Source organism: Photobacterium minamisatsumaniensis, assembly GCF_050336695.1.
Classification (GTDB): Bacteria; Pseudomonadota; Gammaproteobacteria; order Enterobacterales; family Vibrionaceae; genus Photobacterium; species Photobacterium minamisatsumaniensis.
The window spans coordinates 1-26,682 of record NZ_JAKJSI010000068.1; the positions used below are offsets into that span (position 1 = coordinate 1).

General features: G+C 44.4%; 35 protein-coding genes. 2 read left to right on the forward strand and 33 right to left on the reverse strand.

Annotated features, from left to right (window positions below; translation table 11 throughout):
• The first annotated feature begins 387 nt into the window (after positions 1–387).
• Positions 388–609 (forward strand): hypothetical protein, encoded by a 222-nt coding sequence (locus tag L4D78_RS26780; RefSeq protein ID WP_428469753.1) that lies wholly within the window; start codon positions 388–390, stop codon positions 607–609.
• A 351-nt stretch (positions 610–960) separates the two neighbouring features.
• Here the strand turns inward: L4D78_RS26780 and L4D78_RS26785 are convergent, their stop codons facing one another.
• The 30 genes from L4D78_RS26785 to L4D78_RS26930 all read right to left on the reverse strand — a co-directional run bounded on the left by L4D78_RS26785 (position 961) and on the right by L4D78_RS26930 (position 23,303).
• A complete protein-coding gene (locus L4D78_RS26785) occupies positions 961–2,241 on the reverse strand; it encodes a tyrosine-type recombinase/integrase (protein WP_428469754.1) in 1,281 nt (426 codons plus the stop codon).
• Positions 2,241–3,179 (reverse strand): hypothetical protein, encoded by a 939-nt coding sequence (locus tag L4D78_RS26790; protein ID WP_428469755.1) that lies wholly within the window; start codon positions 3,177–3,179, stop codon positions 2,241–2,243. Before L4D78_RS26790 ends, L4D78_RS26785 begins: the two co-directional genes overlap by 1 nt.
• A 38-nt stretch (positions 3,180–3,217) precedes the next feature.
• Positions 3,218–3,421 carry a tail protein X gene (locus L4D78_RS26795; RefSeq protein WP_428469756.1) on the reverse strand — a complete coding sequence of 68 codons (204 nt, stop codon included), beginning with the start codon at positions 3,419–3,421 and terminating at the stop codon, positions 3,218–3,220.
• The gene (locus L4D78_RS26800) at positions 3,418–3,786 is read right to left on the reverse strand and encodes a phage tail protein (protein WP_428469757.1); all 369 of its coding nucleotides are present in this window, start codon (positions 3,784–3,786) and stop codon (positions 3,418–3,420) included. Before L4D78_RS26800 ends, L4D78_RS26795 begins: the two co-directional genes overlap by 4 nt.
• A 24-nt stretch (positions 3,787–3,810) precedes the next feature.
• Positions 3,811–6,501: a phage tail tape measure protein gene (locus L4D78_RS26805; RefSeq protein WP_428469758.1), complete on the reverse strand. Its 2,691-nt coding sequence runs from the start codon at positions 6,499–6,501 to the stop codon at positions 3,811–3,813.
• 121 nt (positions 6,502–6,622) lie between these two features.
• Positions 6,623–7,192: a phage tail assembly protein gene (locus L4D78_RS26810; RefSeq protein WP_428469759.1), complete on the reverse strand. Its 570-nt coding sequence runs from the start codon at positions 7,190–7,192 to the stop codon at positions 6,623–6,625.
• 58 nt (positions 7,193–7,250) lie between these two features.
• On the reverse strand, positions 7,251–7,742 hold the full coding sequence (locus L4D78_RS26815) for a phage major tail tube protein (protein ID WP_428469760.1): 492 nt from the start codon (positions 7,740–7,742) through the stop codon (positions 7,251–7,253).
• Entirely contained in the window at positions 7,735–8,910 is a 1,176-nt protein-coding gene (locus L4D78_RS26820) for a phage tail sheath protein (RefSeq protein ID WP_428469761.1), read from the reverse strand. The genes L4D78_RS26815 and L4D78_RS26820 overlap by 8 nt, the downstream gene beginning before the upstream one ends.
• Positions 8,910–9,101, reverse strand: coding sequence for a hypothetical protein (locus tag L4D78_RS26825; protein WP_428469762.1), 192 nt, complete (start codon positions 9,099–9,101; stop codon positions 8,910–8,912). Before L4D78_RS26825 ends, L4D78_RS26820 begins: the two co-directional genes overlap by 1 nt.
• A gap of 76 nt (positions 9,102–9,177) precedes the next feature.
• Entirely contained in the window at positions 9,178–9,384 is a 207-nt protein-coding gene (locus L4D78_RS26830; protein WP_428469763.1) for a hypothetical protein, read from the reverse strand.
• A 1-nt stretch (position 9,385) separates the two neighbouring features.
• Positions 9,386–10,132 (reverse strand): hypothetical protein, encoded by a 747-nt coding sequence (locus L4D78_RS26835; protein WP_428469764.1) that lies wholly within the window; start codon positions 10,130–10,132, stop codon positions 9,386–9,388.
• Positions 10,133–10,175: 43 nt separating this feature from the next.
• Positions 10,176–10,694 carry a phage tail-collar fiber domain-containing protein gene (locus L4D78_RS26840; RefSeq protein ID WP_428469765.1) on the reverse strand — a complete coding sequence of 173 codons (519 nt, stop codon included), beginning with the start codon at positions 10,692–10,694 and terminating at the stop codon, positions 10,176–10,178.
• A complete protein-coding gene (locus L4D78_RS26845) occupies positions 10,691–11,344 on the reverse strand; it encodes a phage tail protein I (protein WP_428469766.1) in 654 nt (217 codons plus the stop codon). Before L4D78_RS26845 ends, L4D78_RS26840 begins: the two co-directional genes overlap by 4 nt.
• Positions 11,328–12,332 carry a baseplate J/gp47 family protein gene (locus tag L4D78_RS26850; RefSeq protein ID WP_428469767.1) on the reverse strand — a complete coding sequence of 335 codons (1,005 nt, stop codon included), beginning with the start codon at positions 12,330–12,332 and terminating at the stop codon, positions 11,328–11,330. The genes L4D78_RS26845 and L4D78_RS26850 overlap by 17 nt, the downstream gene beginning before the upstream one ends.
• Positions 12,329–12,661, reverse strand: coding sequence for a phage baseplate protein (locus L4D78_RS26855; protein WP_428469768.1), 333 nt, complete (start codon positions 12,659–12,661; stop codon positions 12,329–12,331). Before L4D78_RS26855 ends, L4D78_RS26850 begins: the two co-directional genes overlap by 4 nt.
• Positions 12,658–13,218: a phage baseplate assembly protein V gene (locus L4D78_RS26860; protein WP_428469769.1), complete on the reverse strand. Its 561-nt coding sequence runs from the start codon at positions 13,216–13,218 to the stop codon at positions 12,658–12,660. The genes L4D78_RS26855 and L4D78_RS26860 overlap by 4 nt, the downstream gene beginning before the upstream one ends.
• Positions 13,196–13,702 carry a hypothetical protein gene (locus tag L4D78_RS26865; protein ID WP_428469770.1) on the reverse strand — a complete coding sequence of 169 codons (507 nt, stop codon included), beginning with the start codon at positions 13,700–13,702 and terminating at the stop codon, positions 13,196–13,198. The genes L4D78_RS26860 and L4D78_RS26865 overlap by 23 nt, the downstream gene beginning before the upstream one ends.
• The gene (locus L4D78_RS26870; protein WP_428469771.1) at positions 13,671–14,183 is read right to left on the reverse strand and encodes a phage tail protein; all 513 of its coding nucleotides are present in this window, start codon (positions 14,181–14,183) and stop codon (positions 13,671–13,673) included. Before L4D78_RS26870 ends, L4D78_RS26865 begins: the two co-directional genes overlap by 32 nt.
• Entirely contained in the window at positions 14,152–14,529 is a 378-nt protein-coding gene (locus L4D78_RS26875; RefSeq protein ID WP_428469772.1) for a hypothetical protein, read from the reverse strand. The genes L4D78_RS26870 and L4D78_RS26875 overlap by 32 nt, the downstream gene beginning before the upstream one ends.
• 2 nt (positions 14,530–14,531) lie before the next feature.
• A complete protein-coding gene (locus tag L4D78_RS26880; protein WP_428469773.1) occupies positions 14,532–14,849 on the reverse strand; it encodes a hypothetical protein in 318 nt (105 codons plus the stop codon).
• 40 nt (positions 14,850–14,889) lie between these two features.
• Positions 14,890–16,959: a ClpP-like prohead protease/major capsid protein fusion protein gene (locus L4D78_RS26885; protein WP_428469774.1), complete on the reverse strand. Its 2,070-nt coding sequence runs from the start codon at positions 16,957–16,959 to the stop codon at positions 14,890–14,892.
• On the reverse strand, positions 16,952–18,472 hold the full coding sequence (locus L4D78_RS26890; RefSeq protein WP_428469775.1) for a phage portal protein: 1,521 nt from the start codon (positions 18,470–18,472) through the stop codon (positions 16,952–16,954). Before L4D78_RS26890 ends, L4D78_RS26885 begins: the two co-directional genes overlap by 8 nt.
• Positions 18,465–18,677, reverse strand: a complete 213-nt coding sequence (locus L4D78_RS26895; protein WP_428469776.1) for a DUF6148 family protein — start codon at positions 18,675–18,677, stop codon at positions 18,465–18,467. Before L4D78_RS26895 ends, L4D78_RS26890 begins: the two co-directional genes overlap by 8 nt.
• Complete coding sequence (locus L4D78_RS26900) at positions 18,674–20,743, reverse strand: terminase gpA endonuclease subunit (protein WP_428469777.1); 2,070 nt, start codon at positions 20,741–20,743, stop codon at positions 18,674–18,676. Before L4D78_RS26900 ends, L4D78_RS26895 begins: the two co-directional genes overlap by 4 nt.
• Positions 20,724–21,287 (reverse strand): DUF1441 family protein, encoded by a 564-nt coding sequence (locus L4D78_RS26905; RefSeq protein ID WP_428469778.1) that lies wholly within the window; start codon positions 21,285–21,287, stop codon positions 20,724–20,726. Before L4D78_RS26905 ends, L4D78_RS26900 begins: the two co-directional genes overlap by 20 nt.
• Complete coding sequence (gene lysC, locus L4D78_RS26910) at positions 21,188–21,472, reverse strand: Rz1-like lysis system protein LysC (protein WP_428469779.1); 285 nt, start codon at positions 21,470–21,472, stop codon at positions 21,188–21,190. The genes L4D78_RS26905 and lysC overlap by 100 nt, the downstream gene beginning before the upstream one ends.
• Positions 21,375–21,788: a hypothetical protein gene (locus tag L4D78_RS26915; RefSeq protein ID WP_428469780.1), complete on the reverse strand. Its 414-nt coding sequence runs from the start codon at positions 21,786–21,788 to the stop codon at positions 21,375–21,377. The genes lysC and L4D78_RS26915 overlap by 98 nt, the downstream gene beginning before the upstream one ends.
• Positions 21,775–22,311 carry a lysozyme gene (locus L4D78_RS26920; protein WP_428469781.1) on the reverse strand — a complete coding sequence of 179 codons (537 nt, stop codon included), beginning with the start codon at positions 22,309–22,311 and terminating at the stop codon, positions 21,775–21,777. Before L4D78_RS26920 ends, L4D78_RS26915 begins: the two co-directional genes overlap by 14 nt.
• Entirely contained in the window at positions 22,289–22,492 is a 204-nt protein-coding gene (locus tag L4D78_RS26925) for an HP1 family phage holin (protein WP_428469782.1), read from the reverse strand. The genes L4D78_RS26920 and L4D78_RS26925 overlap by 23 nt, the downstream gene beginning before the upstream one ends.
• Positions 22,493–22,685: 193 nt before the next feature.
• A complete protein-coding gene (locus tag L4D78_RS26930; protein WP_428469783.1) occupies positions 22,686–23,303 on the reverse strand; it encodes a hypothetical protein in 618 nt (205 codons plus the stop codon).
• A gap of 150 nt (positions 23,304–23,453) precedes the next feature.
• On the opposite strand from L4D78_RS26930, the gene L4D78_RS26935 reads away from it, so the two are divergent.
• Complete coding sequence (locus tag L4D78_RS26935; RefSeq protein ID WP_428469784.1) at positions 23,454–23,651, forward strand: hypothetical protein; 198 nt, start codon at positions 23,454–23,456, stop codon at positions 23,649–23,651.
• 177 nt (positions 23,652–23,828) lie between these two features.
• Here the strand turns inward: L4D78_RS26935 and L4D78_RS26940 are convergent, their stop codons facing one another.
• From L4D78_RS26940 to L4D78_RS26950, 3 genes are all read right to left on the reverse strand, one after another.
• Complete coding sequence (locus tag L4D78_RS26940) at positions 23,829–24,446, reverse strand: hypothetical protein (protein ID WP_428469785.1); 618 nt, start codon at positions 24,444–24,446, stop codon at positions 23,829–23,831.
• Between the two features lie 808 nt (positions 24,447–25,254).
• The gene (locus L4D78_RS26945) at positions 25,255–25,908 is read right to left on the reverse strand and encodes a hypothetical protein (protein ID WP_428469786.1); all 654 of its coding nucleotides are present in this window, start codon (positions 25,906–25,908) and stop codon (positions 25,255–25,257) included.
• A 42-nt stretch (positions 25,909–25,950) separates the two neighbouring features.
• Positions 25,951–26,682: hypothetical protein (locus L4D78_RS26950; RefSeq protein ID WP_428469787.1), on the reverse strand; the 732-nt coding region annotated here is incomplete at its 5' end.

Below are 26,682 nucleotides of genomic sequence, written 5' to 3' on the forward strand. Positions count from 1 at the left end.
TTACTATTTCTTTTCAATATAATTGCCCTAGTCTGTTTGAATTTAATTTAGTTAAGTCGATGGCTCGCTTATATCTATCAAGGGATTAGGATGACTTCTTTAAATAATTTTTGTCCAAAAGCAGTTCATACTGATTGCTCTTAACTGCTGAGCACCTCTCAATTGGTAAATCATCATTACGTTACGCATAACGCTCATAATATAAATCATACTTGGCTACTTCTGATGTAAACCCGGTGGTGGTGACCTAGAAGACCGAAAATTTTTTATTTCGCACGCTGTGGCCTCGTATGCAGGATTTAATAGCTCAGAAGAACCTAGCGTCTTGACATTAAGACAGTAGTCCCCATTATGGTATACACACAATCCATTAATGAGGTATAGATCATGGCATCTATCAAAGAATCCGCAATAACTTACATTCGTTCTGACATTGATACATTACGTGACCAGTCAGAAGAGCAAGAAATTCGTGCATTTGTAAATAGAATACGTGGTGAAATCGGTCTTCTTATGACCACTAAAGTTATCACTATTGATGAAGCTCAATCTCTTGAGGAGGAAATGGGACAAGCTCGTAAACAAGCCGCACAAAAATTAGAAGTCTAGTATCCGATCTTTAAGTAAAGATACTCAATTCCTCCTTTTAATTGCGTTCTATCAACTCTTTGCAAATAGCATTTTTTGAACAGCCTTCTAAGAATGCTACTTGCCCAACTAGGGGATAAACTACAACGCTCTGATACCTGAAGAGCAGTAACCTCCTCCCCACACTTAATAGACTGAAACACTCTCAACTGCGTCTTACTCAACTTAACCAAGCCAACCTGATGCGGAGCAGCCCGAGCAGCACGAACCAAATTCGGGGCGATTGGGCCACTTTGAGCCAAATTATCCATATTTTTTATCATCCTCTGAGGTTTAGGATCGGATCACTTAAGGATCCAGTCGTGATAAGGCTTAGTGAAGGGTTGTTTCTGGAATTGAAATAGGTAATAACCAGTTGTGCCAGCAAGAATTTAGCCATTGATGGTACGTTTTGAGGGCATCTTTCTTCTGCAACTCCATATGAGTGTGAATATATGCCTGGTCAAGCTTGTCGCGAGCGTGATTCAGTAATGCCTCACAAACAATGTAATCGATGCCCAATTCAAGCCAGATTGTCCTCGCCCGCTTCCTTAGATCATGAGCTGACCACTTTCTTTTCGATATATCCCTCACCCATGCGCTCGCCGTGGTACTGTGGATCGGCTTTCGGCTTCGTTTAGACAGAGGGAACAACATCCCAGTTTGATATCCTTGCACAGCTTGCCACTCTTGGTATGAACGTAAGAGTTCAACCATGCCATCTGTTAGAGGATAGACAACAGGCTTACCGTTCTTGGTGTCTTCTGCGGGAATAGTCCAGCGCTTCTGAGTCAAATCGATGTATTCCCACTTGGCTTTTCTGGTTTCTCCTATCCGAGTACCGTGGGCAATGATTAAAGTAAGTAGCAACCGCTTATCTGGTTCCGCCTTTTGAATGGCCATCAGCGTTTCCGGAAGTTGATCAGTATTGAAACGGCAGCCTCGAACCTGCGCAGCAGATATAGAAAAGGTTTCACCGAAAAAGTCTTTGAACCGGACATCTGACATCGGGTTTACTGTGATTTTCTTCACCTTCTTTGCTGCAGAGTATGCCGTCTTCATCAAGTTAAAATTGGCACGTACATAGCTTAGAGAATAACCCTGTTGAAACATTGGCTGGATAAGCTGCTTGTCTACTGTTTGATGACACAGTTTCATGACGGGCCAACCCTCAAACATACACCTCACATGCTGTTCCGCCATGCTCTTAAGGTTCTGCAATCTCTGAGTTGTTGACCGATGTAATTTAAACTCCCGCTCAACATGCCAATTAATTAGCTGGTCAACTGTTTCAAACCCGCTGCATTCCGCTTTTTCTCCGGCCGCAATTCGTTGGGATCCAATACTCACTAAATCCATAATATGTCTCGCCTGAGTAGCTGGGTATTTGCCAATGCGGTGCCCGAACTGACTGCCATTTTTGTATTCCATTAACACCCAAGTACCACCTGTTCTAGCTTTGTTGAATTTCAAATATAGGGAACACCGAACATCTTTAAGTTGGCGAACGCGAGGATCTCGAAGGTGCTTTTTAATTTGAGCGTCCGATATTTTGAGGGAGATAGTTGAAGAGAATAAAGCTTGCTGATTAAGTCGAATATTACTTGATAACATCACTCACCTGTCAATGTCGCTTGAATAGTCATTCGTGTTGGTTGTAGCCCTTGGCCGGAGAAACTCACTTGGTCAATCGAGCAGTTTCCCTGAAATGCTCGAGGGAATGACTCGTCCATAATCACAATACCCTCGGCAAATGCGGTTGGATTTACCGGAGCATCTATCGTGATTTTCCGTCCCTGCCGTTGCAGTTTTCTAAGCTCAGTAGCACAGGTCTGCTCTGCTTCCACCTTGCTATTTTTGTCTTTACCAAGCCGCTTAAATGGAGAGTTCCCAAGCCTCACTTCCTTTCGACTACCATCGGAAGTTGAAAGGTAATGGGCACGAACTCCGTTAAAATCATTACGCCCATCAAGATCTGATGACACATTAATAAATGCAGGTCTTTGAGGGTCACTGCCCTGATAAAGTGACAGGGTAATGGATTGAATCGCTTTTCCTGAGGCGCTACGCTGCTCACCAATGGGAACAAATACAAATCGTCCTTCTGATGGCTTTGCAACTGCATCATACTGTTTCGCCAATCTATTTAAGAATGCTGGAGTGCTCTCTTCACACCTATCCAAATGCTCGATTACAATTTTTTGTAATCTCAGATGCACAAAAACAGAGAACCCATGAGGGGCAACACAGTCCGAGACCACCTGCCCCAAGGTTGTATTGTCCCAGCTCGCGGATTTTCGTTCTCGATAACCGGTTTCATCTGTAATCGCAAAAGGGGCCACAGTTAAAACCAACGTAATTTCTCGCGGGTGTAAGCTAATTGACCGTTTTGAAATTTGAAAATCATCACGGGGTACATCACCTAACATGACAGAGTACCGCTCTCCCTTCGGGGGAATGCCATCAATGTCATCCGAATTAATAACCAGAGTTAGGCTGTCACCCTCAGTCCCATTTCCATCTTTCAGGCGCCAAGACTTCAGTCGATTCAATATTAAATCCGCGCTTTTCCCTATCAAATTAATCATCATCAATCCCATGATTTAGTAACTTTTTTGAGTTTTGGTGCTGCTTTCACATCAGGTATAGTCACAACAGTATTTTGTTGGAACACCTCATTACGAACATGCGGATTAAGCTGGTAAAACGCCTGCTCTAGCTGATCGTTATCTTGCCCTGTGTGCCGATATAACAAATCAGTGATCAACTCACCGGCCTTCGCGGTTACCTTCATCCACGGTACTCCTTCAACTGAAGAGTAATATCAGTCACCATTGCCCGACCATCATGTACCAGCGATGACTTTCCTTCTTTAAGCTGTTGAATCGTCCAGCTTCCTAGGTTTCTCCCCTGCCCATCGCTCACTTGCTGGGGCTCATCGATAAACCCCCGAATATTCTCTACTGATTCATGGGCTCCGTATTGCAACCACTTCCCACTAATATCGATAGTCTCAAGTGGACGCCCAGTTTTTTCCGATCGAGCGTCATCAATCAAACCAACTTCAGAGAAGGCACCGAGTGACGTACGCTCGAATTTAGTGATGGGTGTTTTATCACCCACCGAAAACACAAACTCACCAATAACTAAATGATGCATAGACGAACCCTTAACAATTAAACCCTAACTATCTCGATCGATAGCGGCATAACCTAATTGAGTTGAAAGCGTGTTCTCACCCATCAGGTAAGAGAATTGCTGATCCATTTGGCGAGTGACTTCTTTCGCTATAACTTGCTCTTCTTGACCTTGAGCACCCGTGATTTGAATCTGAGGGGAAAACGTGACTTGAGGCTGTTGCCTTGCTTGCGCTTCTTTCTGTTGAACAGCATCAACTTTTGCTGCCGTTTTTTCAGGTGAGTCCAGTTTACGTCCAAACCAGCCACCCAACATCTCGCCGCCGATACCGCCACCAATAGAACCCAGCAAGCCACCGATAGCAGTACCAATGCCAGGCAAAACCATGGTACCAATTGCAGCACCTAAGGCACCGCCACCCAAAGATCCACTGATATCACCTAGAGCTTCACCACTTTGCTCCATATTACCTGTGGCAATACCTTCAGCAGCAGAGACCGCGTTCATCGTCAATCCTAGGGGTTTCAAAACTCGGGATAGACCAACTTTGCCCATGCTATCTGCCACATCGCCACCAATCTCGATAGCATCAGCCGCCATGGCACTCATAGGCATCATTGCAATCCCGGAGCCAGCCATCGCCAAGGCTGCACCTTTAGGTTGAACAAATCGGTTATCCAGAACCGAGCGAACTAAACCAGATAACCCTCGCCCCCGACGTTTACGACGTGAAGACCGCTCACCACGAGCCCCTCCACTGATACCGCTTTGTCTTGTCCCACGGCTCGAAGCTACTGCAGCATTAAGACTTCGCCACCGTTTAGCCGCCATTGCAGCAATTCTGCCACCTTCTTTAGTTTCCCTATTCAGTCCTTTACGGAACAAACGGGATTTATCCAAGGTATTACCAAAAATGAGCGAAGCGGCCTTGCCTGCCAATAGCACACCTTTAAGGCCAATGAACGCTGCTACACCAATTCCAACTGCGGCTGCAACACTTTGATTGGCCTCAGCAAAATCAGCTAGCATATCAACGCCTTTACCCAATGGCTCAAGCACCCAGTTCAATGCAGGTAATAACGCCGTTCCTATTACAACACTCAAACGGCTAACTTTATTAACGAACATATCCACGCCATTTTCAGACGTACTAACTCGGGTCTCATATTCTTTCTGGAGGGAGTCGATATGAACATCTTGCCCTTGCTTGGCAAGTTTCAACGCTTTGGTGAAGTTCTGAGTATTACCTGCAAGCGCAGCCACAGCCCCTTTAGCCTCTTCACCAAAAATCTGACTGATCAACGCACTTTGCTCTTCAATAGGCGCATCTTTAATAGCTTCCAGTACTTCCAATAAAGTGCCCGAAGCGTCTTGCTGCATAGAGCTGGCAATATCACCAGTGTCCAGACCCAATGCCATCATCGCTTTTTTCTGGGTGCCACTGGCAGTATCACCCAATGTCAGCCTCCCAGAAATGTTTTTAAGTGCCGTCGCTGTGCGTTCTTCGCCCATTCCCGTTGAAAGCATGGCTGAAGCTAGAGCCGCTGATTCATTTACAGAGAAACCTGCGGTTTTTGCAGTCGCACCTTCCCGAGACATTACCCCTGCAATATCTTTGGCTTTTGAGTTGGAGTTGTTAGATAAATGATTTGCAAGCCCAGCAAGACCTAGAGCTTCTTGTTGATCAAGACCCATCGCCGCCTTAAACACAGCAAGGGTTTCGCCTGCTTGTCCGGCTTCCATATCAAAGGCTACCCCCATCTTTGCCGAATCAAGAACAAAGCTTTTCAGCTCATTAATATCCTGAATCCCGCTCTGGCCACCAGCCGCAAGCATCGCATTGATATCATTGGCACTCATCGGCGTATCAGTCGAGGCTTTCAACGCCCAAGAACGTAACTGAGATGACTGCTCCGGCGTCATGTCCACGACTTTACTGACATCCGCGAATGAGCTTTCATTCTTCATGGCAGACCACATAGTGCCTGCCAATGGCGCTGCTGCCATGGCCAAGTTGGTTGCTTGACTACCTATTTCTCCAAGCTTTGTCTTTCTAGCATCAATACGGCCTTGGATCGTCTGCATTTCCTTAAGTCGCCTATTTTGCTTCTCAAGGGCCGCCGTTGATTTCTCAGTTTGGGATTCCAAACGCTTTTGTTCATTACCGAGCTTATCTGTACTGACACCTGCTTTTTTCAGCGCGTCACCTAAGCTCTGTAAGCGATTCTGTTGTTTCATTTGGCGTTCGGTTAGGGAATCAACTCTGCCTGATGCCTTTTTATAAGCCGCACCTAATTCCGTAGTTCGAACTTTGCCATGATGAATTGCAGCATTTAACGACTCAAGCCGTTTATTAGCTTCATTGAACTTCAGTTTGAGTTGTTGTGCCCCTTCACCTGAAGCCTTTTTCATCTGTTGGTTCAGACTTCGAATCTCTGCCTGAGTAATGCCATACTCACCACGTAAACGAGATGTCTTCTGCTTATTTTCTTCCATCTCGATACCAAGCGCATTCATAGACGCTTTAGCACCAGAAACTTGCTTAGCCAGTTTTGCTGCCCGGCTACTGGCAGAATCGAATCCTTTTACTTCCCGAAGTTGAGTATTGAGAGACTTCACCTCACTACGCTGCTCTTCCAGTGCGGCAGTCAACCGCTCGGTAGCCGTGGTGGTCGAAACAATATCCTTCGTGCCTTTAACAGTGGCATCAAGGACAAAACTAATCTTTTCGCTCATCGTTTCACCCCGAGCTTAGAGAGAATCAATTCATAACGCCGCATTGCCTGATCTTGCGGCCACTCACGTAGCTCGCTTTCAGAGGTATTACGGTGCATGGGGATTAAATCAATGAGTGCTTCTACGTCGTCGGGAGAAAGTAATCCCCCGACAGTTGAAAAAAAGCGCCGACCTGTGGCTTGATCGCCAAGTAGTCATTCAACGCCATGGCTTCCATATCCGGCTTATCGAGATTACAAACCACACTAAACATGAAATTCTCTCGCGCAGTATCTTCTGTGATCTCCGCTAGCGCTTCCGAATGCTTTACCTTAGGAACAACAAACTTAATACGTGAAATGCTCTCGTTTAAATCGTTGGCAAACGGAAATAGCAGCTCAAATTCAAAATCAGAACCACTCAACGGCTTCTCTTGAATTTCATCAGAGGGCTTTAGGATAAAAGCACGAATATCTTCATGTAACTGAGTAAAATCAGGTGCTGATAGCTCTTCAAATTCCTCAGTAGAAATATCAGTACAGGCAAGGATCATTGCTTTAAGCTGCTGAAAAAGTTCGGAAGGGATCAGCTCTTTGTCTACGCCAAAATTGACATAAGGAAGCTTTCGAAACTCACCGAGGGAGATAGGTTTAATATCAATTTCATGGTTACCATTTCGATTGTAGAAAGGTAGCTTAATGGTCTTTTTCATGGAAATTCCGATACAAAAAAAGCGCCCTAAGGCGCCTATCAACTAAAACGAGACACGATTACAGGCTAATACCCGCTTCGCCCATAAGATCAACACCGCCCACAATGGTTTTTCCGGTATTCACATTGATATCATGCACCACAGTGCCAGTATCACGCTGAGTATATGCCTTACAGGTACCTTCAATGGTAACGGTTGGCTTCTCGCCCATTTTTATAGGTTCTTTCTTAATCCCAGTAATTGGGCCATACATCGAATACTCTTCAACAAATGCAACGCCCTCGGTGCTCTTACCTTTCTCAGTTACATTCACCTGAGCATTTCCCATAGTGAACTTACCTAACGCTTTAGAGATCGCCCCATGTTCACCCCGTACCTTGATCGACCAACTCAACTTTTCAAGTCCAACGGTATCTTCCGACGCAACGAACGAACCCTCGTTATTGGCTAACTTGGCTTTAATTTCAGGCGGAGTGAAATCAACGATCTCATTCATCAAAGGCACAGATTCAACCTGAGCCTTAATTCGCATACGAATACGATCAGACATTTACCACCTCCTCAAGCCAAGCTGTAATCAGCCCATTATCAACACTCATCTCATACACCATGTGCTCATTCGGCGAGTAACGGCCATAGTTAACACACAAAAACCAACGACCAGATGTATAGTTCTCAATATTATTTTTGCTAGGATGCAGGAAAGCTTTGAAAACGGGGATCACCCCCTGTGCGACTAGGTCTTGCCCCCAGTTTGTCAACCGGTCAATCACCTGCTGCATGAACTCTTCAGTAAGTTGCTTACCCATCAGCGGTTGGCTGGTCTCTTCCAACTTACGCGCCATCAAATCTTCAAGACCAACATGAGAAATGAAACGTCCAGTATTCGTACGATTACCAATAATGGAATAACCGCCCATACGAGTACGCGCAATGGTCACAACACCGTGCTTATTAAGGAAATTAGCTTGCGTGGTTTTATCGTTGATTTTATACGACACATTACGAGCAGTTTCATCACATAGAGCCGAACGGTTTTGCGGACTGACCCAACCATCCACAGATGCCATCGCCGCCACCAGCGCAATAGAGGCAGGCATTAACAGCTGTGAACCGTCATAGGTTTTAAGGAACCAAGGGTCGATAATACTTATTTTATCTTCCCCTGTGCCTTCTGCCCCAAATTCAGCAGCAAACTCAGCCGCAGCCATATCGTTTAGGTTTGGCCCATCAAGAACCGGACGACAGCGAACATCACGCCCCATCAGTGCTAGCTTCTGACCAATAGGTTTAGAAGTAAAACCAGGCGCAGCAATAATGGTTGGCGTCTCAGGACAACCTTTCACCGTTTCAAGACCTTTGATTGCGCCCGTACCTGAATCGACACCGCCGATCACGTTAGCTTCTGTCGTCGCATCATCGGTATGATCTTGTACAACAGTCACATACAGGATGCACTTTACATATTCCAAGAGATAGCGAACCACATTCGGCAAGGTACCTTGGCGATCACCCTTACTGTCTAGAGCCATCATTGCATCGGCATAATTCCAAAGGCGGGTTGGCTCGTTATAAGCAATTGTCCCACGCTTATCGGGCGCAGTACCGACCAAGTGAACCACCTGCAGCGCAAGTGGGCCCATACTCGGTAACGGCTCAATGGTATTAACTTCAACACCGTTGAGCTCAAAATCTTGAATTGGTGCAAGGGCTGCCATTATTTGCTCACCTCTTGTTTAATTGATGTTGCTTGCTCAGGCTGACCAATCTTGCCGTTCTTCAGCAAAAATGACGTCTGCGCAAGCTTTAGGGAAATAGTTTTATCGGCTGGGTAATACCAGCGGCCATTAAGGCGAAAAGGTTTCAGGATCGGGAAATCCTGCACCCCAAGTTGTTTTTGGGTTGCCATAATTGTTCCTGCAGAAGGTTAATTAGACTAGATTTAGGTACAAAAAACCGCGAAAGCGGCAATTTCATTTATTTTTTTAAAGAATCACATTGAAGGGAGATTGAACTGCAGCCCGTGCTGTAGATCGATTTTGTTTAATCTCGTCAGGTATTGACTCACCAGTTTCCTGCTCTCGAATTACATACCAGTCAGTTTCTTTCAAGTAACGACGATAGTCACTATCTATATCATACTGTGCCCGCTCGCCCCCCAAATCATCCATTTCTCTCACAAAGTTGTTCATATTATCCCTCATGTTCCAGTAGTGGTTTATTAATAAACCCCCATTTACCTACAGGCACCTTACCGGCAACAACAGCAGGTAATGCGATTAAACAACTCGCACCAGGTTCAATATAAAAATGAGGAGCATGAGTATAGCTGGCACCTTTTATAACCATATTGCTTTGCACTACTCTCTCATGCCATTTGCCATCGACAGGAACAATGGCACTATCACCTTTATGCGAGAACCTAACATCACCAGATTCAGCTTTAATAAATACGCCAATACTGTGAGGCACACCAGTTAGGATTGGCCCTTGATAAATAGTATAAAAACTACCAGATTGGCTAGGTAACGCATTAGGCTCAGTCCGAATACGTAGAACAGCAAAATTAGGTCGATTATGTTGAGGCACATAACCAAAAATATCATTGAAAAACTGCTGAATGACTGGGTGTTTTTCAACGGCAGGAATTCCAGACTCTGATTGGGCAACGATTTCGCACTTGTGGTAATTAGAATTACGATTATGCCAACCATCCGGAGTACCAACAGTCCCAGGAGTTAATGTCCCATTTATTTTCAGTTCCTGATTTTTCGTAAGCCGATAGAATGGGAATTCTGATTGAATATTACTGAGTAGCTTTCGATATTCATCATCAGCATCATCAATCCGCTTATCAATCTCCCCAATCTTTCCATTCACCACCTTCGTCAAATCATTCGACGCTTCAACCAACGCGCCAATTTGTTGCTCAATACTCATATGCCTGATTTCCAATTATCGAATTAATGCCAGCCAACTCACCTTACTTTTCCAACTCATTCACCCTTAGCAGCAACTCAACATGACGAGCCATGTTGCCAACCTGTGCCGTTCCCATAATGGCGAGCTCTTCAGCTAGGAACAGGTTTATATTCTCAGCACCAAGTACCACGCTTACGCTATCCGTTGGCAATGGAGAAATATCGAGAGTGAACTTCTGCAACCAGCTCGCATTCGCTGACTTATAGGTGAGCAACGTATTTGGTATCGAATAAACAGCCAGTAACGTGCCAGACTCTAAAAAGAAACCGACCTCTCTAACCTCATATTCAAGACTGCCTTTAAATACGGCGCCCATGCGTAACTGAGTTGGGCTCAACTCTTCCCAATCAGTAATCAACTCTCGTTGCTTTTCGTTACTCAACTGAGCCTGATTAACGCTTGGCGTATAACTACGATCACCAGCTGCGATCCACTTAATTGCGCCTTTAATGCCTTGGTTCTTAGCACTTATCAGCTCAGCCAGTCCAGCTTTGGTGTACTGTACAGTCGGTGTACTCATGCAGTCGCTCCGGGATTCATTTCAGTAATAACCACCATTCGTGTCGCACCGCCCCAAAGAACAGAACCAACGCAAACTGGTGATGGTGGAAGCACCCCATTTACTGAATCGTCATGATGACTAATGCCTTTTTGAGCGATGCCTGAAAGTCGAAAACCTGAACTATTACCATGAGCAACAATGAGCTCAACCGTATCTCGTTCCGACTTAGTATGCTCAATACGCGACAGCATTCGCTCAACGCTTCGTTTGTTCGCTGGGTGATTACGCTTCCAAGCAATCACTTCAATGTGATAAGGCCCAGGCGGTATATCCATTTGATACCAAGGCTTCACCTCAATATCGCAATCAAGGGCATCCATCGCGACAGAAAGACCATGGCGAGTACCGGCTTTCCGGTGTATTTCAAAAGCTTTATCCGCCGTCTTTCGCTGCTGTTCTAAAGTATCTTCAGGACGCCAATCCATAACGCCACGCTCTGCGGCCAGCAAAGCGACAAATTCATCGGGGGTATACAGAGGTTGTTTAAGTTCAGGGAAAGGATCGGCAAGATGATTGATTGCCTGATGCCAAGCAAACTCAAGCGATTCCTCAATAACAGTACGATTCTCCGGCTGTACGGAGACAAATGGCTTACTCTGCGCGGACATCAATCACAACCTCCGTACAGTATGGCGCTTCATCCCAATCACAAACTACATCATGCGCGGGCTCATGCACCTTTGCTCGTTTGGCACCCAGCTCATAAAAGATATGCGCCACCTCTTCACGGTCCACAATAGCTTCTAGTCGATGAAGCCTCTCAGCAAGATCAACCGCAGCCTGCACTGCTTCTTCTTGTTGAACATGATTACCAGGCTGAGCGCCGGTATATAACGTAGCAACGATACGATAAGGCTTTGGAATAGCACTCTTGGTCGAGATTTCATCCGACTCCTGAGCAATATCATCACGCTGCAAATAATTCAGCGTTCGCGCCAACAGCGCAGAACTCGCACGGCCATCAGGGCTTTCCCGACTAAGTAACGCCACACAGACCTTACCCGAATTAGGCTCAATCATTTTTGGTCGCGCATCTTTGACAGGCATAGGCCGAGTGAGATTCTGAAACTCATACCGCATTTCAACGGCATCAGGTTCAGACTCAATCTTGATAACTGGCCGCTCATCCAGCGTCAGTGCATGGAATTTGTACCCCATATGAGTGCCCGTGGTATGAAATTGGTAAGGCGCCAAATCAAACCGTTGCAACAAGCTTTCATTAGATTCCATTACCGGAGGCTTAGGCGGAAACACCGAATCATCACCCGCCTCCATTACCTGCCGTTTTAGGCCATACTGCAACGCCAACAAATCCGCCATGTCCGATTCAGTAACGAACTTACGAAACATCTGTAAAGCTTGATGATTATGCTCTCGAATTTCAGCTATACGCTTTAACACAAATGCCTGAGTTACCTGCGCCAACAGCTCGGCATCATTATCAAACGCAGCCTGCAGCTCTACCGCCTTATCAGGATCACGCTCAGCACAATATCCAACAGCAAAGCCAATATATTCTTGAAGTAACGTTTCAAAGTCAGGGACCTGAAACGCCTTAGGAAGGTTCGAATTAGGTAAATTAGATGAACTCGTCATACACGTCCTTTTAGCTCAAGCGGCTTCCCATTCCATTCACCACTTACTCGCACATAGAAACCATTCTTACCGGATTCAGCTCGACACAGCTTAGCGGTAAATGACGTTAAGCCATTCGCCGGATTAGCCAGAGCTTCGAGAGTCAGGTTCTGCAAGATCATCGCTTCAGTTGGAGACTGAATGTTACCCAGCCTTTCAATGGCTCGATTACCAACAGTTCTGCGTTTAGCGCGGGAAGTAATAGAAGTCGTCAGTACACGTTCAAAACGGCACTGGAGAGCAGCCGTACCGTTAACCGTACGACCAGTTTGAGGATCGATTCCAATCATTGTTTTTGCGCCGGAATAGAAGTATCAGCCCCCGTTTCTGGGGATGAATGGCTATGGCCGTTGTAAATCTTACGGTCGGCCTGCATGGATCGCGTATGATCAACAACCTCACCGTGATTCTTAAAGCTCGGCGCATACCACTCAACGCCTCCTGGGTAATGCGCAGTCAGCTTACCGCTATCTAGGTCATAGCGTTCAATCATCCCATCGCCATAATCTGTCATCACTTCATGAGCTTCAGTCGTAGGACACGGGTACTGAGTAGAAGGTAGCCCCATCAGCGCAACCGCATTATTAAGGTTGTCACCGCTACCAAGGTTTATCAGCAAGCACTGCTCACCCACACTTGGACGCCGATAATGGCTCACCCGCCCAGCGCAATGAACAAAGAAAGGGATCCGCGTCGCTTTATTTAAACCGGAATTGACTGCAACGGTTGTTTTGTCCGCCTTTGAAACCACACCAAGACGAATAATATTCGCTGCCGCCCTACGGTTTTCTTCAAGCTCCTCACGTAAAGCGAGCACCTCTTCCTCAAGCGACCTTAGGCGTTTCATCAACTCCAGCATCATAATGGCTATTTCCCACAATCTGGTGCCAATCTTCGCCAACAGGCCCCATGTAAATTCGTTGTTTAATGGTGACAACTCGCAGCAACACACCGTTATCAGGATCGAACTTGCGGGGAAGATTCGAAATAAGTCGCGTATCTTCCACATCGTTAAAGCAACCGAACCGTTCATTCAACAATTCACGCTCAAGGCGAGTAGAAGCATCTAACGCTTCTAAATCGAAATCCCCAACTGCAGTTGGCACCTCAACCAGAAAACGAAGCTCAATTTCATGTAACTTACGGCCATCATTACCCGCGTGATTCACAGGTTCACTTTCACCAACCTGATAAGTAATCAGAGTATGAATCGGCTCTTTGGCCTCACGTCGATAAGCCGTATCGATATTGATGTTAAGGCGCTTTTCTAACGTGGATACAACCAATTTCACCCACTCGCTAGGCGCCCGAAAGAACAAATTTGAACTCATGATGAAAGTGCTCCTCGAACTTGCGGTTTAGCTCAGGTAAATAAGACTCAATAATCTCTTCAGACTGCTCAGAAATATCCACCGTCACCATCTTGATAGACTTCCTTGCTCGGCTCTGGCGCCGGAACACCAATAGCTGATCACTATCCATCGGAGAGATAAAAGCGCCCTTATAAAAGCGACGCCCAACCGTAACACCGTCACGACCTTGAACAGGCTTTCCCAACCGATGAACGCCAACTTCTCGTACACCTACCCAAAGCTTCGATGTTTGGCCACGCTTATAAACACGAAAACGTGTTTTCATCGCTTTTCCATCAATAGATAACTCGTACCCAAGGTCTGCCATCGACACCGCTCTTAGCCAACGATTAGTTTTCACCACCGCCCGCCGTGCAGCTTTGGTTAACTCTTCAGGTAACTGAGAGAACTTCTCTAACACACGAGTATCAAGCATCATCTGTGAATTCAGACCAGCCATGTTTTACCCCTGCAGATTCCAAGCTCATCAAGTATTCACGAGTGATCTGACTAGCCCCATCTCGCGCTGTTTCTAAAGCATTAGAATGAGTCAGCACATAACGCTTTCCCCCATCCATCAATGAGGCTAACGGCGGCAGCTCAGCATCAGTCAGAAGGCGTTTCACCTTATGGCCAGCCGAACCCGCCACCTTGCTCTCTATTACTTTGATATAACCCTGAACCGATTGCTGATTACCATCTGGCAGCATCACCACAATTGAACGACCAAAGCATCGTTGAAGAGAAGCCCGTACTAAATCCCGAGCGCCTTCAAACTGGCTAGCCCCCTCAAACTGACTAGCCATCACTAAACCAGTACGCCTGTTAGAAGCACACCATTATCAGTGAATACCCCAACAGGCACTTTCACCGAACCGTCAGCCGTTGGTGCTGTTTTTGTAAACTCACCAGCGTGATAATAAGCAGGTTCCGAGTCAAAAGACGGCGTATCTCCCGCCTTAATCGGCCCATCAAACAGCCCACGATGAGTACAACTCACCACCTGTCCTTCAGGCCCCGAATAATTGGGTACCACAATCAAAGAACCATATTTAACTGGCACATCTTTAGTAAAACCGCCAACAGGCGCTTTCAAATCAATCTTATTTCCGTCAGCAATACGCATCGTTATTACCTGTCCTATTAACTAATGAATATGTGAGTGATTAAGCGAATGTCGCTTTAGAAATACCGCGACGATCGACCATCTTCGATGCAAGATCGTAAGTTATGCGGAACTTAGCTCCATCACTGCTCCAGCCATCGCCAGTTTCTAACCAAGGGTCTTGCTCACCATCAAGGAAAGCCATCACAACCGAGTCGAAATGCTTACCTGTTAACGCAATCGCACCATTCACCTCAGCCATACGTGCCGTTTCAATCACCTTCTGGAACTTCTTATAAGCTGGGTTGAAAGTATCTGGCTTGCTTGCGGTATTCAGCACCGCTTCAAGGTAAGAAGCATGATCAGGGTTTGCCAGTAACACTTCGCCGCGAAGATCTAACGCATCACCACCCGATGACGTCGCCGTCGCAAATGACTTATGCAGCGCCATAATCAACGCTGAATAGTCACCTTTCGAAATACCCGTTTTCAGGTTGCCCCACTTAGAGCTTGTACCAGGAATATAAACAGACTTCCCATCACCCATTTCACCCGCGAGAATGGCGTTAAACATTAACTTGTCAGACAGGCGATAAGCCGACTGCATGAACTTACGGGGGATCTTCGAAACCAGTGCGATTTCATCATTGATGATTGCCTGACGGGTAAACGCTATTTCACGTCCAAACGTTGCCAGCTGAACTTTCTCACCGCTACCTTTAATGGTCGCCGCTTTGTATTCACCGTCTTCCGACACAGCCATCAAATCAGGCGCATCATTAATCAGCACCAAATCTGTTTCTTTAAAGTTCGGCAGGTTTTCCGTGTTAGCTAACTCACGCCAGAGCGGCGCACGTACCTTAGCTTCATCACGCATAACCGTACGAACACCTTCAGTAATAATGTCGGCGAAATCACCGCTGTTAAACGCTCTTGCCACCAGTTCATTCTTGTTACTGCAGAACTTGGCGTCTTTACCCACCGCAATTTCAGCCATATCCAGCAGTGTTTTCATGCGATATGGATTATCTTTCTCGACACTTTCGGTACCACAGCGAGAATTTAGCGCATTTTGCAGCGAATCTTTCGTGACATTACCGTTATCTACATGGATATGGGTATTCGTCAGCCCCGTCGATTCATTACCATCTTGGATATGATCAGCTTTCGCTTTATCCACGGAGCCTTGAGCTGAAAGCGTGCCTAAATTCTGCAGAATTTTCAGCGATGCTTTCTCTTCCGAGCAATCCATATCATTGAGCATTTCATCGCACAACTCATCACTCACCTTATGCTGAGCACACAGCGCACGAATCGCAGACTGGCGAGCGTTTTCTTTCTTCACTGCATTTTGCAGTACATCGTTATCAAGTGGTTTTGGCATATCGTCACTTACCTGTTGTGATTGTTCGCTGCCTGCCGCACTTGCGGCCAGCGATTGAGGTTCATTGTCTATAGAAGTGGAATCTAAAAGCGGGTCTTGTTCGGGCTTAGGTAAAGGGCTTTCTAACTGATTCAGCAAATCTTCCGGAGGATGTTTAAATGCTTTCGCTTGCAAATCATCGAGTGATACCCCCTTAAGGCTATTGGACAGGTTAACCGGATCGACAATCTCATCAATCAAGCCAAAATCCAGCGCTTCCTGCGCAGTAAACCAAGTCTCCTTAGCCATCGCGGCCAGCACATCTTCCAAAGGCTTACCGCAGCGCTCTACATAAGCATCAGCAATGGTTTGCTTCGCGTTCTTCAATTGGGTTAACGCACTATCCAACTCATCTTCACCGCCCCATGCGCCAATCGACGGGTTGTGAATCATCAGCTTTGCGTTTTCAGGCATCTTCACCACATCGCAAGCCATCAGAAAATAGCTTGAGATAGAAGCCACTAAGCCATCAACCACGCCTACGGTATTACCCTTGTGCGCTTTAATAGCGTTATACATCGCCAGCCCTTCATACACCGAGCCGCCATAGCTCTGAACACGAAACTCCGCATCTTGGCTACCCACAGCCTGCAGCGCACGTACCAAATCGATAGCTTCAATGTCATAACTGCCGATATCACCATGAACCCACACTTTAACCGGCTGATCTTCCCCCTGATTGCTCAGGGTGAACCATGATTTATTCATCTTCGGCATTCTTTGCCTCTCTGTTTTTGCTTTGGCCTGCTGGCTTATTACCGTCAGCGCCATGCTGGATCTTCGCCACAATGTTGTGGGCAGGGTCTGCCACACTCACAATCGCATCATCATTCATCGCTTTACGCTCAGCCTTAATCTCACGCCTGACTGATACAGGATTAAAATTACGTTCCCGCTGAAAGTGACTGAGAGACTGCAAACCCAAGCGGGTTCCTTTCTCTATACCAATCATCTCTTTGGCAGGATCAATCCACGGCATCACAGGTGCTTGATAAATCGCATTCAACAACGAATCAGAATTGACATCTTTGGGGACTTTTAGCTGACCAGATAAAATCGCCATCTCTAAAGCATGTCGGTATTGCGGACGAGTCCAGCTGGTTACAAACTTGCGTTGTAAGATCCGATAACGAGCAAAAGAGTCGATCAACTCCTGCCGTTGAGCCGAATAGCTCCCCGTGTAATGACGAGTCACGCTAGAGCAGTTCACACCCGAACCTGAAGCCGCTAAACGCATTTGAGAATCACGAAACGGACTACTCATCGCTTCACGCCGATTACTTTCAACCACACCAGCATCTTCACCAGGTGCTAATTCAAAGCTGTTCCCCATGCCAAGGAAAATATCGCCACCCCGATCAAAATCATCGTTAGCATCACCGCTACTGTCGCGTTTAATGAAATAGGCAAAGCGGCTAGCAATCTGCGCACTAATACGTTCAGATTGGTCGTAATCTTCCACATCAGAAATCAGGTCTAACACCGAGTGCAGTAACGTAACGCCTCGGTTTTGATGGAATCGCCGCGTAAACTTCAGGTGAGCAACAAAGCGCGCCTCAACCTCCGAGAACTCAAAGCCAAGCGCATCACGTTGAATCAGAACAGAAACGATCTGCCCTAGCTTATTCCGGCGAATACCTTCATACACGCCACGTTCAGGCTCACTGATATTCAGCGGCACGTAGTCCGGCTCAAAAGGCTGAACACCAAACGGCGTACCAGAGGGGTAAGTAATATCTGAGTGATGCCCCATGTAATAACGGGCAAACACTTCGCCATCACGTAACCAAGTTCGACAAGCCAGCCACTCGGTTTCTGCCCGAGACAGCTCACCATCGATATTTTGCTTAAGGGAAAACAGCTCAAACCATTCATTGATTTGACGAGCAAACTCCGTATGCACATTGCCATCGTTATCCAATGGCTGCGGCTCAATCATAATGCCGTTAGGCCCAACTACATTGGCACAAAACTCATCCAGAATAGCCGTCACCAACGGCGTGTTCTCATCCATATGGCGAGCGCGTTGGCGTAACGACTTAGCATCTTTGTTTAATTGATTGGCTTTACTGGTTGAGCGAGGATTACGTTTTTTAGTGTGAGGGTTAGCAGGTAGTGCAGCTTGATACTTGTTTATCAACGTTCGATTATATAACCGTTCCAGCCCAGCTTTGGGGCTGAAGTACCCCACCACACGGTCAGCAAGGTTGAATTTACTCAAGGTAATTCCTCCTGATTAAGCTTCTGCGGCCTCCCTGATTTTCTCGGGCAATTAATGCCTGTAAACGCTCAATTTCCCTTCGAACCGTCGCTAAACTGGCGAAAGTTAACTTTTCACCTTCAGCCGTTTCGACCGACTGCTGCATTAAAATTTTCTGCTCAGCATCCAAATACCACTGCAAGCGCTGGCGGTTAGTTGTTGTCATCCGTAAATGCCCCTTGAGTGGCTATATCTGCGTTTGGCTTGTCGTTCAAACTTCGGTTGTTGGTCTGCATCCACCACGTTGGTATTGAATTGCCATTCATCGGCCCAACCCGGTGGTTTCTGCCAGTTCAACTCATCGCCGCCCTTGTAATGCATACCCGCTTCGGCATAAACACATAAATCAAAAGCCTCGTTCGCGGCTTTATCTGGCTTCTTCCAGTCACCATTTTCATCAACAAACTCAGCGGTGAGTTCATCAAACCACTCACGTTGACACCACGTCGGTAAATGGAAATATCGGGAACCAAATTCAGCACGACAATAACTAGAAGACACACGGTGCTTTAATCGATTGGTATGAAGCAGTAATAGTGGAATTTCACCATGCGCATGTTTAGAACGTTTATCGGGATAGCTTTCTTTCACTAAGTCTTTTGGATCACGGCTGGCACCTTTTACCAAGCGGAACAAGTGAGACATACTCTGCCTCTTCAGGCGGTTATAAAATTGATAACTTAGCTCAGTCACCGACGTCGTTTTATTGCCATGTGTTTCGCCAGAACCACCAGAGTCACACAACGTCAGCAGCGGTTTCATCACACGGCCAGATTCGTCGGCCAACGGATAGGTTTTCTTAATAACCTGATCAATCAACAGATCCCAATCTTCGGCATACACTGCAGGGTTAATCCGGTCACCATTGCGGTGAGGTGCCGTTAATATCTCATAACGGTCGATAACCCAACGTTGCAAGCCTTCACCAAACACTTGAGCTTGCACCACAAAGCGAGGGTTCTTTCGCCCCCCCTGCACATCAATACTCATGATTAGGAATCGGCCACCTTCTGGTACCACACTTCGCGGGTAGTCTTCAGCCCGAGCCATCAACTCATGAGCACCAACATCCTGACTTTGGGACTGCAAAATATAGGGACGACCAATATCGACATTGAAGAAGCTTTTCAGCGCCTCTTCATCACCACTACTGTCATACTGGGTTTGTGCACTTAAATAGCGATACACCAACTTATCCCAACTCTGATAAGTGGCAACAACGCCTTCAAACCAAAATGTGGCCCACTTAGATTTACGAACCTGACTTTCGTCTTCGACAGCCTGACCATATTGATCAATGCCACCTTCACGAAACCACTGCCCATCTAAATTAAGCTTTCGCTTTTGTTTCTCTTCAATCCGGTACGTACAGCGAGGACACTCACAATAAGTCGAATTAGCCGCTTTCTGATGATCTTCATGGTCATCCCACTTCAACACCTCAAAGTGAGGAAGAAACCACGCTTCGCAATCAGGGCATTGCCAATAAAAACGGCGCCTGTCCCCTTGATTGTATAAAGACCCAATACCTGAACAAGGCTGGGATTCATGCGGTAATAATTGCGCTTCGGGTTTAGGCTGGCGAACAATACGCCCAGGGGATGATTCTGCCATTGCCATGCCAGATGATTTAGCATTCTGAACCCGTTTCAGCATCAGTTGAAACTTGCTTCCCTCTTCACCGACTGAATCATCAGCACGATCGTAATCGGTACAACCTGCATAACGATAAGTAGAAGCCGACAAACTGGTTTCAGTCGCTGAATCTAGCTTTAGCATCATGCCGTTCTTAAACTGTTTACTGGTTAGATTATCATCTGCCTTGCGGCCAGTGCGTAAATCTCGGATTGGCTTTGTTTTTGAAAAGCATCGGTCTAAATCGACCTTACTCATATCCACCGCTTTGGTTTTGGTGCTGTAGATCAACAGCATGTCACCCGGTGCTTGAGTAACGGCATAATTTATCCAACCTTCCACCATTGCCTTGGTTTTGCCCGAACGCGCAGGGCCAACCACAATCACCGCTTCATAAATTCGACGAGATAACGCATTCATCGGTTCGCTCATGTAAGGCGTCATCGCGCTAAGAAACTTAGTGGTGTCCATACCATCAGAAATCCAGAGGTATTCATCAGCCGCTTCAGTAGGCGTTTTATCTGCGGGTAAACAAAGATGCGCCAAACTACGTCGAATGGCCGCTGCATCCGCATACTTATATTCGAATGTCATCATTCACCGCCTTCAAATCGAAATTCAATAAGCTTTCAATATTTTCAAGCTGCTCAGCGGTCGCATCGGGAATCGCCGTTTCAATTCGGTTAATCGCCCCATCAGCAAACTTCTTAATCGCGGCAATACTCTTGGCGATTTCATTTTCATAATCTTCCCGCTGAATAAGATCGCCCGTATCTTTCGATAAACTCAGTTTCTCTCGTTCAGCCTGAACAAAAGCGCGTAACTCAGCAGCGGTAGGAAACCCCATTAAATCTGGCGCGTCAGACTCTTTCACTGGCGCTTTGCATAAATACGGCGCCACCTGACACACATCGTAAAGCGGCGTATTACCTTTGAAGGCTACGGGCTCAATGCCTGCGGCTTTTAAGCGTTTTCGAACTGTCGAACGGTGAGATCCAAACTGTTCTAGCTCACTAGTATTCCATAATCGTTTTTCATTATTCATGGCTTCCTCGTGTTGGTAATACAGTGCTGCGGGTTGTCGTAACAACGCCGCAAGTTCTCGATGCGAGAAGCACACAACGAGAAATACATCAGCCAAACAGGATCACGCTTGACGGCCTCGCCCCAGGTCAATGGCGGCGATTGATAAGGTTGAGTACAAGGAAGTAAATACGCGGCAGGTGGTTTAATCAGTTTCACTTTGTATTGAGTGACCACTGACGGCGGTGTTGTAGTACACCCAACGGTCAGCACCAGGAATAAACAAATCAGCACAGTTCGCATTGGCAATATCCTTATCAATTTGTTGTTGTGCTTGCGATGCACGAGCCTGCCAACTTCGACGGACTAAATCTGCCTGTTCTGCGGCTTGCCGCTCACGTTCTGCCATGGCTTCAAAGTAAGCCACCGTTTGTTCCATTGATTGATTCACCGCGATTAGCTGTACAATCTTTTGCGACTTAACCTGTACATCAGCCTTAGATGCTTTTAAATCTCGCGATATAAAGCCGTTTTCTACAAACAGCACCACTGCAATCAGTACCAGCACCGCCAAACTAAAGGTCTTGAAACCAGAAAAGTTAAATTTACTGATAACCATTAAGGCAAATCCCCCGTTCACGTTCCCGACGCTTAACAATGCCCTTGCAGTTGCTGGCATCTACTCGACAGTCTTTACCGTTCACATACACCCAACGAGTAAACTCATTACAAGCTGCATCCAGTTCACCGGCTTTTAGTTTCTTCAGATAAGTAGAACGGCGAAAATTACCTGCCCCTAGGTTCATGACAAAGCTAACGGCCATGTCGAACTTGGGACCAGTGGTTAGCTGTACTTGCCCATTCACTACGTTTTCAGCAGCGGCAATATCATCAATAAACCATTGGCCGATTTCAGGTACTTCAGCCGTGTCGCCCTGCTTTACCCCTTGGGTATGACCAAGGCCGATAGTCCACACATTGGCGCTACACTGGTAAGCCGAACTTTTGCAACCTTCCAGCCCAGCCATAAACGCTAAACCATCTTCACTTGTTTTAAGTTCGTGATTGGTACCAGCAACAAAAGCCAGTACAGCAGCCACCGCACAACCTGCCGCGCCGCTAGTCGTCTTCCATTTGTTCATAGGCTTTTCTCACATCGGGGTGGTTTTGCAGGGCTTTGAGCATTCGGCGGCGATAGAGCCAGTTAATAACGGCGGTAAACAAGGTGGCAGTAATAGATACCACCACACCAATTTCATTGATGGATAAGCCAGATACCAAGCCGGTAAAACCCGCCCAGAGGTAGGCAAACCATCCGATCATCTTCTCTCTCATAGGCGAATTTCGGAGTCAAAAAAACCGCCAGAGTGGCGGTTAGAATTAGAGGTATGAAGCGCTAAAACGAAAAAACCCCGCCGAGATGGCGAGGTAATGCAATGTGATAAATATGCATCGTTTCAGGGTGAGTGTCAATAGTAAACCACAAAATATGGTAATGATAAGATATTTAAATTTATTAAACAGGCCACGGCCAATATTCAACTTTCTCTCTTTGCTCAAAATCTGAGAATAATAAGGTACTCTCACCGCTTCCCAATATTTCCCTTATATCTTTGGGGCCAACGTAAACCATAAATTTCAGCTTTATGGCTATATCTAAATCATCTGTTTTGATCTCATAAATATTTACTGATCCCGTGCTGGCCCCACACATATCTATATGATTCAACCCATCAGTTCCTTTTCGTTTACTGATCACATTTATTCCATTACCTGTCAGGGTTGCTTCCATCTCATCTAATGATATTTCCCCCTCAGGTGAACACTGTACTGTTCCATCATACTGATAAACATAAACAGTTTCTTTATCCCATATCCAAACACCATATTTGACTATAGAGGATTTTTGGTACTTAAATAACTCTCTCCACTGTTCATTTGAAATCTGATATGTATTAACTTGTCCCGTAGGAAAGATACAAGCACTTGGAATAACAAATGGCAACTGACGTTTCTCAGGTAAGTTTACCTTACCAACAATTCCTTCTAGTTGCTTCTGCATTTCTTCTAATGAGATCTCATTACCCATTCCGCATTGTAATGTCCCATCAAATTGATAGACTCGAACAACCATGCTATTTCCTCACTTGTCAACATACATCATGAGATAATAAACCCTATCAGGCACATGATATGTATAACAAGTAAGACATGAAAGACATGAAAGACATGAAAGACATAATAATCTATTATATATTTATCACACACGATAATCGGAGGTTGAATGACAAAAGCTTATGTACTTTACTCCAATGAAATTGACCGCATCTGGAATGATGAAGTCTCATTCCAGAGAATCCCTACAATTGGAGAAGATATATATATTGACAATAATACTAATGCTATGGTCATTAGAGTGGTTCACCTTTGGGATAGTAGTGGCCCTATTACTGCACTGATAACAAACTTATCAAAAAGTTAATTTATTGACAATAATAAATAAAACCAACCAGCATTTATTAATGTGACTACGGTTAATTATTTGTATATCATGTCATTTATTATTACTAACGAGCACAGAACCACTTTCGTAGCCTACTCTTTTTTCTAAGACCGAACCTCATCACTAGAAGTGATGAGGTATTTATCGCATTATTTTCTACCAGGGCCATGGCCAAGTTTCAATTTTTTTATCTAAATTCAAATCTGACACTGATAAAGTAGCTTCATCATTTCCTAATATTTCATTTATACTTTCAGGGCCAACGTATACCATAAATCTCAGCTTTATAGCGATGTCTAAATCACCGGTTTTTATTTCATAAATATTTACTGAGCCCGTGCTGGAACCACACATAGTTAGATGATTCATCCCATCAGTTCCTTTTCGTTTACTGATAACACTTACCCCACGATTAGTTAAAGTGGACTCCATATCATCTAATGTTATTTCTCCCTCAGTTGAACACTGTACTGTTCCATCATACTGATAAATATGGACAGTTTTTCTATCCCATACCCAAACACCGTATTTGACTAAAGAACCTTTTTGGTGATTGAATAACTCTCTCGACTGTTTATTTGAAATCAGATATGTATTAACTTGTCCCGTAGGAAGGCCACAAGCACTTAAAACATTAAATGGCAGATGACGTTTTTCAGGTGATGTCACCTTACCAACAAGCCTCTCTAGTTGCCCCTGCATTTCTTCTAATGAGATCTCATTTCCCATTCCGCATTGTAACGTCCCGTTCCACTGATAGACTCGAACTGCCATTGCCTTTACCTCACTTAATTAAATCATTTAAATATAGTATCCGTAATCAGATATGCAAAAAAGTATTAATAAATACATAACATGGCTATTTTGTTAAATTTACGAATAACTCCCAAAAATAACGACCAACTCATAACAATTTACTTTTCGGCCAATACTATTTATCATTGATAAACAGTAATAGTTAAAATTCTTTATAACGATATATTACAACCATTACAAATATCCATGAAAACTCTATATAAAAAATCGTAAATATTAAAACACCAATCTATTACTGTGAAATTGAAATAGTACATTTAAAGATTTCTTAACAATCGAGCGTTATTATCAATTAATAATAACCAACTTATCGTTCAATTAAATATTCTAACTACAAGTTATCAATAATTAGTTATTGTCTGTATCCTAATATAAACTTATACACACTTCCTTTGCCTTTATACTCAAATCCAACCACTTCAACCTTTCATCTTCTTCTGATTGAAAATATCATTATTTTACCATTCACCTTTCAATACAAATTCCATTAGACGACGAACACGACTTTACATTCATATTTTCAAGGTCTTCACATTCAGAAACTCTAAGGCTTATAGGTTCACTTTATTAAACGGCTTATTAAGTTTGCCGCTTATTATCATTGCATTCATTATTCCACCTCCAACACAACAATCTCTTCTCTATCCACCCTACACTGCAGCGCTAACACAGTTACCATTCTCTCTGGCCTAGTAACCACTCTACCAAACTCATTAAAGTGGGAAAAGTGATAGAAAAATGCTCAATCTTGATTACGATATTTATTTTACACCTTTACTTGAAAAAACCTTTCAATAAAAAAATCAAAATCATGTTCATAGTTATCATTGTTTTTTTGTTCAATTTCCACCTCGCTAATTTTATTATCTTGGTCGCTATCATGAATATATTTAATTATCGACTTTGGCAAAGGTGCTGAAATGCATGCAAGATAAATATCATCTTGTTCACAATTCCAATAAAAATACATTCTATGCTTTGAGTGTGGAAACATAGTTTTAGATGTGGAATGAGAGTGGTAATAATCACAACCTACAGGCTTTATATGTATTTGCTGAAGTTCACATACTCGACTAAGTCTATATTCATTACTACCTTGGATTACCGAAGCTATTTTTAATGGATAACCATTCCAATCAAGAGTATGTGTTTCAGTTGTATTATTTTCAATTGTTATAGTGAAAAACACAGGGATTGATTTATCATCTACAGGGTTCCCCACATCAATATCTATATCCCCATAAAATCCAGACTTTTTATTTAACTCTCTTTCTAACTTTATGGCTTCAGATCTAGATTTATCCAACTCTCTACTACTATATATTTTAAAAACTGCCCATGCCCCACCGAATAATGTAGCTAATGTAATTGCAATCGCTTGTACACCTTGGGCTATAAGCCTAAAAGTTTCAGCATCCATATCAAATTACCAATTTACTAAATTTACATTAAGTTATAATCACTACTCAGTAATACTAAATGGCTTTGAGAAAAATAAACTAAACTGTGTATTATCATCCTCATCATTCCAACCAATACTTACCCCACCTTGTAAATCATTACTTTCCATTACGCTATATAAGTAGACGGGAATTTTTATACCTGTTCTATTCTTTTCAAAATCTCTACTTATTAGTGTTGATATTGCAAATTGATCATTTTTACCTAAATATGATTTCCATTCTAAATAACCTATCTGAGATTTTATATCTTTAGGCTCCCCAACTGGTGAAGATTGGCAGTTAACTGCTCCTTCAATAGATTCATTGGGTAAACAGATATTTTGCACCGCACTACCCTGCCATCTATCTTCAAAACGATATCCAATATTATATCGATTAAAAGAGTCTGAGATAAACCCATAACTTGCGTCAATAGAATAGGATGTCTTTGAGTCTGATTTGGATTCAAATGTTTCATCTTCTAACCATTTAAACTCTTGCTCTGCAGCGCTTAGTGATAAGCCGAAAATATGTGAAACCAACTTTGGATTTATTTTTCCAATTAAATCACAGCCCCCTTCATTATTGTTATACTCAACTTTATCTTGATATACTTTACACTCCTCTTTTTCTACAGAAGCAAGTTTCTCTTCAAATTTTTCTCCATGTTTTTTTTCAAACTTTTCTTTAAATTTTTCTCCATCATTTTCACCATATTTTTCTTCAAGTTTTTCTTCATATTCTTTTATAAG

Bases quoted from the DNA above. Each gene is read 5' to 3' on its own strand.
- L4D78_RS26780 (WP_428469753.1), top strand. From the start codon at position 388: ATGGCATCTATCAAAGAATCCGCAATAACTTACATTCGTTCTGACATT.
- L4D78_RS26785 (WP_428469754.1), bottom strand. From the start codon at position 2,241: ATGTTATCAAGTAATATTCGACTTAATCAGCAAGCTTTATTCTCTTCA.
- L4D78_RS26795 (WP_428469756.1), bottom strand. From the start codon at position 3,421: ATGAAGGTAACCGCGAAGGCCGGTGAGTTGATCACTGATTTGTTATAT.
- L4D78_RS26800 (WP_428469757.1), bottom strand. From the start codon at position 3,786: ATGCATCATTTAGTTATTGGTGAGTTTGTGTTTTCGGTGGGTGATAAA.
- L4D78_RS26805 (WP_428469758.1), bottom strand. From the start codon at position 6,501: ATGAGCGAAAAGATTAGTTTTGTCCTTGATGCCACTGTTAAAGGCACG.
- L4D78_RS26810 (WP_428469759.1), bottom strand. From the start codon at position 7,192: ATGAAAAAGACCATTAAGCTACCTTTCTACAATCGAAATGGTAACCAT.
- L4D78_RS26815 (WP_428469760.1), bottom strand. From the start codon at position 7,742: ATGTCTGATCGTATTCGTATGCGAATTAAGGCTCAGGTTGAATCTGTG.
- L4D78_RS26820 (WP_428469761.1), bottom strand. From the start codon at position 8,910: ATGGCAGCCCTTGCACCAATTCAAGATTTTGAGCTCAACGGTGTTGAA.
- L4D78_RS26825 (WP_428469762.1), bottom strand. From the start codon at position 9,101: ATGGCAACCCAAAAACAACTTGGGGTGCAGGATTTCCCGATCCTGAAA.
- L4D78_RS26830 (WP_428469763.1), bottom strand. From the start codon at position 9,384: ATGAACAACTTTGTGAGAGAAATGGATGATTTGGGGGGCGAGCGGGCA.
- L4D78_RS26835 (WP_428469764.1), bottom strand. From the start codon at position 10,132: ATGAGTATTGAGCAACAAATTGGCGCGTTGGTTGAAGCGTCGAATGAT.
- L4D78_RS26840 (WP_428469765.1), bottom strand. From the start codon at position 10,694: ATGAGTACACCGACTGTACAGTACACCAAAGCTGGACTGGCTGAGCTG.
- L4D78_RS26845 (WP_428469766.1), bottom strand. From the start codon at position 11,344: ATGTCCGCGCAGAGTAAGCCATTTGTCTCCGTACAGCCGGAGAATCGT.
- L4D78_RS26850 (WP_428469767.1), bottom strand. From the start codon at position 12,332: ATGACGAGTTCATCTAATTTACCTAATTCGAACCTTCCTAAGGCGTTT.
- L4D78_RS26855 (WP_428469768.1), bottom strand. From the start codon at position 12,661: ATGATTGGAATCGATCCTCAAACTGGTCGTACGGTTAACGGTACGGCT.
- L4D78_RS26860 (WP_428469769.1), bottom strand. From the start codon at position 13,218: ATGAAACGCCTAAGGTCGCTTGAGGAAGAGGTGCTCGCTTTACGTGAG.
- L4D78_RS26865 (WP_428469770.1), bottom strand. From the start codon at position 13,702: ATGAGTTCAAATTTGTTCTTTCGGGCGCCTAGCGAGTGGGTGAAATTG.
- L4D78_RS26870 (WP_428469771.1), bottom strand. From the start codon at position 14,183: ATGGCTGGTCTGAATTCACAGATGATGCTTGATACTCGTGTGTTAGAG.
- L4D78_RS26875 (WP_428469772.1), bottom strand. From the start codon at position 14,529: ATGGCTAGTCAGTTTGAGGGGGCTAGCCAGTTTGAAGGCGCTCGGGAT.
- L4D78_RS26880 (WP_428469773.1), bottom strand. From the start codon at position 14,849: ATGCGTATTGCTGACGGAAATAAGATTGATTTGAAAGCGCCTGTTGGC.
- L4D78_RS26885 (WP_428469774.1), bottom strand. From the start codon at position 16,959: ATGAATAAATCATGGTTCACCCTGAGCAATCAGGGGGAAGATCAGCCG.
- L4D78_RS26895 (WP_428469776.1), bottom strand. From the start codon at position 18,677: ATGACAACAACTAACCGCCAGCGCTTGCAGTGGTATTTGGATGCTGAG.
- L4D78_RS26900 (WP_428469777.1), bottom strand. From the start codon at position 20,743: ATGATGACATTCGAATATAAGTATGCGGATGCAGCGGCCATTCGACGT.
- lysC (WP_428469779.1), bottom strand. From the start codon at position 21,472: ATGCGAACTGTGCTGATTTGTTTATTCCTGGTGCTGACCGTTGGGTGT.
- L4D78_RS26915 (WP_428469780.1), bottom strand. From the start codon at position 21,788: ATGGTTATCAGTAAATTTAACTTTTCTGGTTTCAAGACCTTTAGTTTG.
- L4D78_RS26920 (WP_428469781.1), bottom strand. From the start codon at position 22,311: ATGAACAAATGGAAGACGACTAGCGGCGCGGCAGGTTGTGCGGTGGCT.
- L4D78_RS26925 (WP_428469782.1), bottom strand. From the start codon at position 22,492: ATGATCGGATGGTTTGCCTACCTCTGGGCGGGTTTTACCGGCTTGGTA.
- L4D78_RS26930 (WP_428469783.1), bottom strand. From the start codon at position 23,303: ATGGTTGTTCGAGTCTATCAATTTGATGGGACATTACAATGCGGAATG.
- L4D78_RS26935 (WP_428469784.1), top strand. From the start codon at position 23,454: ATGACAAAAGCTTATGTACTTTACTCCAATGAAATTGACCGCATCTGG.
- L4D78_RS26940 (WP_428469785.1), bottom strand. From the start codon at position 24,446: ATGGCAGTTCGAGTCTATCAGTGGAACGGGACGTTACAATGCGGAATG.
- L4D78_RS26945 (WP_428469786.1), bottom strand. From the start codon at position 25,908: ATGGATGCTGAAACTTTTAGGCTTATAGCCCAAGGTGTACAAGCGATT.